This is a genomic window from Phaeobacter sp. SYSU ZJ3003 (assembly GCF_041300735.1).
GTDB lineage: Bacteria > Pseudomonadota > Alphaproteobacteria > Rhodobacterales > Rhodobacteraceae > Phycobacter > Phycobacter gallaeciensis_A.
In genome coordinates this window covers 1-6,438 of sequence record NZ_PXNU01000096.1, presented here as the reverse complement: position 1 = coordinate 6,438, position 6,438 = coordinate 1, and the positions used below count along the sequence as shown (strand labels likewise).

Below are 6,438 nucleotides of genomic sequence, written 5' to 3'. Positions count from 1 at the left end.
CAAGGTGTTTCTCTCTGCCATCGCGCTCGCGGCTCTCGTCATCTTTTGGTTATGAATCCTGACCCTAACGTCTTGGGGTGTGTTAAGGTTAACAACCTGAGCGGGTGTGATCTGTCGTATTCCGCCAGATGTGACCTTTTGGGCTGAATCTGAATGCGGATTCTCAGCGTGTCTTCCTTGCGTCGTAAATCCGCATTTTCAGATCGCAGCCGATCCCAGACAGGCTCTGGGGGTGTTGGTACGTTTGTGGGTAGAAACCCGGCCTTTGGGAGGGTGTTGTTATGTCTGCTTTGAGATCCGAAACCATTGAAACCCGCGCCATCCCGGCGCTGTCGGTCCTGGCCGTTGACGATGATCCCTGGGTGCGCCTTCGTCTGGAGGAATTCCTGCGCGAAGCGGGCGTGCCTTTTGAACTGTGCGCGGATCCTCATGAGGCGTTTCGGCGCTGCGCGGCGCGGCGGACGGCGTATGGTCTGGTGCTGATGGATATCCGGTTTCCCGCTGGCAATCTGGTGGGAGAGATTTCCCGGAAGATTGCCGCGCTTGGGGGTGGTTCGGCGGGCCCTGCGATCATTGGGATGTCGGATTGCGCCAACCTGGAGAAATTCCAGCGTGGCACCGAATGGGGGGATGATCGATATCCTGCCCAAGCCTCTGTTCAAATGGCTGATTATCAATCTTGCGCATGAATTTTGCGGCGGCGAGGAGGTCCAAGAGGACTAAGGCGCCGAAGGGCATCAGGCTGGTGTGGCGATCTGATCAACGGAGCAGGCCGCATGCCTGCTCCGTTGCGGTGTATGTCAGAGTGTCCGAGGCTTCGGGTCGGACCTTAGCTGTTGCGCGATAGCAGGCTGCCGGGGCGCGCCCGCGCCAGTCCGGCGGTCAGCAGCCCGGCAACCACGGCCTTCAGGATGTCGCCCGGAATGAAGATCAGGACCAGGGCTGCAGCGTCGGTAAAGGACTTGTCGAGGGTGATGGCCATTCCGGCCACACCAAACAGATAGAGCACGACGATCCCGCCCAGCATCGCGGCGATGATCGCCGTCGCCACCAGCGGAATACCCCGCATCCGCTCCATGATCAGGCCGGTGACAAAGGCCGCAATCGGGAAGCCAACAAGGAAGCCAGCCGTGGGCGAGGAAAAGACGCTGAGCCCACCGCGCCCGCCGGACAGCAGGGGCAGGCCAAGGGCGACAAGAAGCAGGAACAGGAGGACGGCCAGCAATCCGCGCCGGGCGCCCAGTACCGTGCCGCAGAGCATGATACCGAGGCTCTGGGCCGAAACGGGCACGCCAAAGGCAAGGGTGATCTGCGGGATCAGCCCCAATGCGGCGATCAGCGCCGCAAAGAGAGCGATGTAAGCGATAGAACGTTCCATGTGATTTCGATCCTTGTGCATGCCCCGCTGCGCAGCCGGGCGTGAGATTATTGAACGCCGCCGCGCGCCTTCAGCGCTTCGGCAACGTGGTCGGCGTCATCCAGCGCCAGAATGGTCATCGGCAGGGCAATACGCCACGACGGGCGGCGCGGTGATCTTGCGCGCCAGGCCTCGGCCAAATCCGCGCCGCGATGTGCCAGCAGCGGGCCAAAGCGGATCACCAGCGCGATTGCGGTTTCAAGCGCCCGGGTGCTGAGGCCAATCCGGCGAAACGGCGTCAGCAGCCATGCGGCAACCCCGACCATATCAGTGAGCCGGGTGGTCATGGTGACAAAATTCGCCAGTGCCACTGCGGTGGTCAGCCGCAGCGCGATGGTCATCCCGGTTGCCGGGGTGCCTTCGATCAGATGCCACAGTGCGATGACCACGAAGAAGGGCCAGAGAATGCGCAGGCTCCGCACGCCGCTGCGCGCAAAGACGGGCCCGGCGCTGAGATAGAGACCCAGCGTCAGCGCCAGCGCGCCACCCTGCGCCGCTGGTGTTTTCAGGGAGAACAGAACCACCGTGGTGGCGCAGAGGATGGCCAGCTTTAGCCCCGCGGGCCAACGGTGCGCCCAGGTTTCAACTGGCGAGGTCAGAGAGATCATCGCTTGCCCCCCATTCGGTCATCTGTCTGGTGAACTCCGGCAAGACGTCAGCGGGTGACCCATCGGCCCGCAGCTGGCCTGCCTCGATCCACAGGATACGGTCATAGTGTTCCAGGTGTTGCGGGTCGTGCGAGACGTGGAAAAGCTGTGCTTCGGCCTGATCCAGCGCGCGCTGCAACTGCATGCGGGTTGGGATATCCAGCCCGGCAAAGGGTTCATCCAGCAGGATGATTCGCGGTTTCATGGCGAGAATAGCCATCAGGCACAGCAGTTGTTTTTGCCCCTGCGACAGAAGATGTGTCGGCGCCTTTGCCCATTGCGATTTTCCGAAACGGGCCAGGGTTTGCGCCACCTCTGCGGCGGTGTCGAATTTGCTCAGACCCATCTGGCGCAGCCCGAAACCGATCTCTTCTTCCACCGTGGGGAAAATGATCTGCCGGTCTGGGTTCTGGAACAGCACGCCCACCAGCTCCAGCGCCGCCTTGCGGTCGCGCGACAGGTCGATACCGTCGACCCGGGCCTCTCCCTGATCTGGCGCGATCAGGCCGGCCAGGACGCGCGACAGAGTGGTTTTTCCTGATCCATTGCGCCCGACGATTCCAACCCGCGCTTCATCGGCGCGAAATGAGATGTCCTGCAACAGCGTCTTTTCGCCTGCGATCACATGCACCGCCTGCAGATCCACCACGGCAGCCCGGGCAGAGTCGGCAGTGGGCGCGCCTGCGCTGTCCAGCCTCTGGTCCGGTGCAGCAGGTTTCAAAACGCGGGGCTCCTTTGTGGCGATGATGGCGTGGCGAAATCGGTTCGGCAGGTGATACCGGTTTTTTTGCTTCAGGCAACGTTTTCCGCAAGAAAATCAGCCAAATCGAGGCCGGGAGGGGGCTGATGGCTGGTCAAAAGCCTGCGCCGTGTCAAAGCAATAGCAGAACCGGCGTGCCGGGCTGCGGAAGCGCCAGTGAGATTGAGACAGGAATAACCAACCCGTGACCGAGGTTTTGCTACGAATTTTGGTGCGCGCTTGTCAGTTGGACATTTGCAGGTGCAGACCGGCGCCAGGGAAGAGACGAGCGGTCGCAGCACGTTCGGCCATGGGCGGACCATCAAAATAGCCTTGCAGATAGTCGACCTTGCATTCCCGAAGCAGTTGCCGGTGCAGTTCGGTCTCAGCGCCTTCGCCGGTGACATGCATGCCAAGGGCATGCCCCAGTTCCGCGATGGCCACGACGATGGCCCGGGTTTCGGCGGAATCAGGCAGTTTGGAGACAAAGGCCGCGTCGACCTTGATCTTGTTCACCGGGAATTTCTGCAGGTAGCTGAGCGAGGAATAGCCCATGCCAAAATCGTCAAGTGCCACGGTCACGCCCAGCCGTTGCAGGGCTTCGATCTCTTTCAGCGCAGACTGGCCGCTCGACAGGACAACTGTTTCGGTGATTTCGGCCTCGACCGCGCTGGCGGGGCAGCCGGTTTCATACAGGCAGTCATTGACGAATTCATCGACTTGCGAGCCAAACAGCTTGGGTGAGAGATTAACTGCCACCCGGCCGGTCCAGCCCATGTCATGCCAGCGTGCCGCGGCGCGGAAGGCATGGGTCATGATCTGGTAGGTTAGCTCGCGGATCAGCCCGCTGTCTTCGGCGACAGGGATGAATTCCGCCGGAGAGATGCTGCCCAGATGCCGGTGATGCCAGCGTGCAAGGGTTTCAAATCCGATGATCTGACCTGTCTTGAGGTCGGTCTGGACCTGAAAGACGGGGCGGATGCTGCCTTCGTTGAGGGCGCCGCGCAATTCCCGCTCCAGAAGGGTTTTGCGTTTGATGACGGTTTCCAGATCCTTGTGGAAAATCTCGACCCGGCCACGGCCGCCCTTTTTCGCCTCATAAAGCGCCAGATCAGCGCAGCGGATGCCATCGGTGGATCCGGCCTCAGAACCAGACAGGGTTGCGATTCCCGCACTCATGCCGGTGTGCAGGACGTTGCCGTCGATGGTCAGCGGTTTCGACAGATCATAGACCAGCGAGTTGGCAATGCTGTTCAGGCGTTCCTCGCTTGCGGCGCCTTTGACGAGGATCGCAAACTCGTCGCCGCCAAGCCGCGCTGCCAAGGCGTTTTTCCCGCAGTTGCCCAGGAATTTTTCACCCACGACCTTTAGCAGGGCGTCACCGGTGGGATGGCCAAGCGTGTCGTTGATCATCTTGAAATGATCCAGATCCGCCAGCAGGATCGATACCTGTTCCCCCTGATTGAGCCAGTTGCCGAGGGTGTGCTCTAGCAGGCGCCGGTTCGGCAGGCCGGTCAGGCTGTCATGTTCCGCCATGAATTTGACGCGCGCGGCCTGACGTGCCTGATCGCTGTGATCGGTGGCCAGCAGCAGTGTGCCCAAATACAGGCCCTCTTCGTCCCGGATCGGACCGCCCCGCACCAACAGGTTCAGCTCTTCACCGCTGTTGAAATGGGTGACGCTTGCCTCGGCGGCAAAATCCTGATTGGCGGCGACGCGTTCTTCGATCTGTTCGGCCACGTCCTGCGGCAACCAGGAGCGGAAGTTCAGTTTTTCCCCGTCCCGCGCATCGGCAAAGAAGATGCTGGCGTTGGCGTTGGAGAACACCACGTGACCCGTTTCATCCGTCAGGATCACGCCATCGCGGGTGGATTTCAGGGCGCGGTAAATACGTTTTCTTTCGCGCCTGCTTGCTTCGGTCGTGTGGGCGCGCAGGTCTGCCATTTCGACCTCATTGCGGCGCATCTGCTCCAGCGTCTGTGCCAGCATGCCGATCTCATCAGTACGGGACTGATAGGGAACCACCGTGTCAAACCGACCATTGTAAATATCGTCGATCGCTGTGCCGATCTTGGTCAGCGGCTGCGAAATCCGCGTCAGGACAAGAAACACGCTGACGGCCAGCAGAGCAAAGATAAGTACCGAGACCGCAGCATGCTGAACCGTCGTGTCCATCAAGGGACCAGTGACGTGTTCCACTGGGAGAGTCAGCCGTAATTCTCCCAGCTCTTCGTGTTGGTCACCCAGAACATACTCGATCACATGTGTGGTGATGAAATCCCCTTCACTCGGGGTGAACCCCGGTGCGGTAGCGGCCGCGATCTGCTCGCCAGCCAGACCAATAATTTCAACACTTGCGACCTGGCCAAGGGCCACGATCTGTTGCAGCGATTGTTCCACCTGAACAATGTCGAAATCCCACAGAGCCTGCGTCACGGTCGTTGCCGTCAATCGGGCGACCATGTCCCCTTGCTGGTGCTGACCCTCTATCAGATGCGCTCTGTGATCATAGGATTCGTAGGTCAGACCTGCCGCCAGGATTAGAAAAACTGGGATCAGGACGCCCAACAGAATGCGGGTGCGAAGGGTTTTGGGGCCGACAACATTCATGGCAGAATTACTCAGTCAGTCCATAGCGTTTCAGGATCTCACCGTAGCGCCCAGATGCCTTGAGCTGCGCTACCCCTTCTGTCAGCTGCTGCGCATAAAGCGCAGATGCCTCCAGCGCCGGGGAGAAACCGATGTGAAGCTCGGTCGCCTCGCCATAGTTCGCGACTTGCAGATCGTCCTGCAATCCCAGCTGATCGATCATGTAGGTCACAACCGAACGTTCATCGATTGCCATGTCGATCCGCCCGGCCTTCAGCTTTTGCAGATTTCGTTTCAGTGCATCATCGCCGCCGATCATCTGAACCCGCTCGGGGTTTCTGGCGTTCTCTGCAACATAGGCGGCGATCACGGTGTTGTACTCATAGTCCAAGATCGCCCCGATCCGGATACCTTCCAGATCTTCGGCGGTCGCGATTGACCGGGCTTCCCCGGCGCGGAACACGACAGCCTCCTGATAGTTGCCCATGGGCGGGCCAAGGATCAGATCAGGCGATTCTTCCTGATCGGTGCCGATGACACCGGTAATGTCGCCGCTGAGAGCCTGCGACAGGCTGCGGCTCCAGGTCATCGACGTATAACGTACCTCGTGCCCAAAAAGCGCCAGCGCCTCTTGCGCCACTTCCACCATATACCCCGGCTGGTCGCTGGCCGGATCGCAGTTGAATGGACACCAGGCGTCAGCGCGCAGGTCAATGACATCCGCGCTGACAGGCGTCCCTAGCAACAACAGTGCAGCCAGAACATTCATCGCTGATCTGGCACGGATGGGACGGACACTCCGCATGCGACTGTTACCTCCTAAAAACAAGTAACAGTCAGACTGCGCGAGACGGGTTAAATGAATCTCAGTACCTGCCCGACAAAACGCAAAACCACCGTGATTTTCGGTCGTTTTATAGAGAGAAATTTAATAAACACCGCGCGCGATCTTGCCCTCAGGCAGGCGGGCAATGCGCCTTAGGGTCAGGATGCATTGATTTCGGTCTCGCTGCATGATTCACGGCTCCGAAAAGGAGTGGTGATAT

Annotated in this window: 6 protein-coding genes; 1 reads left to right on the top strand and 5 read right to left on the bottom strand. The window is 59.9% G+C overall.

Translation table 11 applies throughout. The features are described 5' to 3' along the window. The first annotated feature begins 281 nt into the window (after positions 1-281). On the top strand, positions 282-689 hold the full coding sequence (locus C6W91_RS20480) for a response regulator (protein WP_370571525.1): 408 nt from the start codon (positions 282-284) through the stop codon (positions 687-689). 140 nt (positions 690-829) lie between these two features. On the opposite strand, the gene C6W91_RS20475 is transcribed toward C6W91_RS20480, so the two are convergent. The 5 genes from C6W91_RS20475 to C6W91_RS20455 all read right to left on the bottom strand — a co-directional run bounded on the left by C6W91_RS20475 (position 830) and on the right by C6W91_RS20455 (position 6,197). Next, on the bottom strand, positions 830-1,378 hold the full coding sequence (locus C6W91_RS20475) for a biotin transporter BioY (protein WP_274837862.1): 549 nt from the start codon (positions 1,376-1,378) through the stop codon (positions 830-832). Between the two features lie 47 nt (positions 1,379-1,425). Next, positions 1,426-2,025 (bottom strand): energy-coupling factor transporter transmembrane protein EcfT, encoded by a 600-nt coding sequence (locus tag C6W91_RS20470; RefSeq protein ID WP_274837863.1) that lies wholly within the window; start codon positions 2,023-2,025, stop codon positions 1,426-1,428. Continuing rightward, entirely contained in the window at positions 2,000-2,785 is a 786-nt protein-coding gene (locus C6W91_RS20465) for an ABC transporter ATP-binding protein (protein ID WP_342455894.1), read from the bottom strand. Before C6W91_RS20465 ends, C6W91_RS20470 begins: the two co-directional genes overlap by 26 nt. Before the next feature lie 261 nt (positions 2,786-3,046). After that, complete coding sequence (locus C6W91_RS20460) at positions 3,047-5,254, bottom strand: bifunctional diguanylate cyclase/phosphodiesterase (protein ID WP_274866184.1); 2,208 nt, start codon at positions 5,252-5,254, stop codon at positions 3,047-3,049. Positions 5,255-5,420: 166 nt separating this feature from the next. Next, the gene (locus C6W91_RS20455; protein WP_082996063.1) at positions 5,421-6,197 is read right to left on the bottom strand and encodes an ABC transporter substrate-binding protein; all 777 of its coding nucleotides are present in this window, start codon (positions 6,195-6,197) and stop codon (positions 5,421-5,423) included. Between the last annotated feature and the right edge of the window lie 241 nt (positions 6,198-6,438).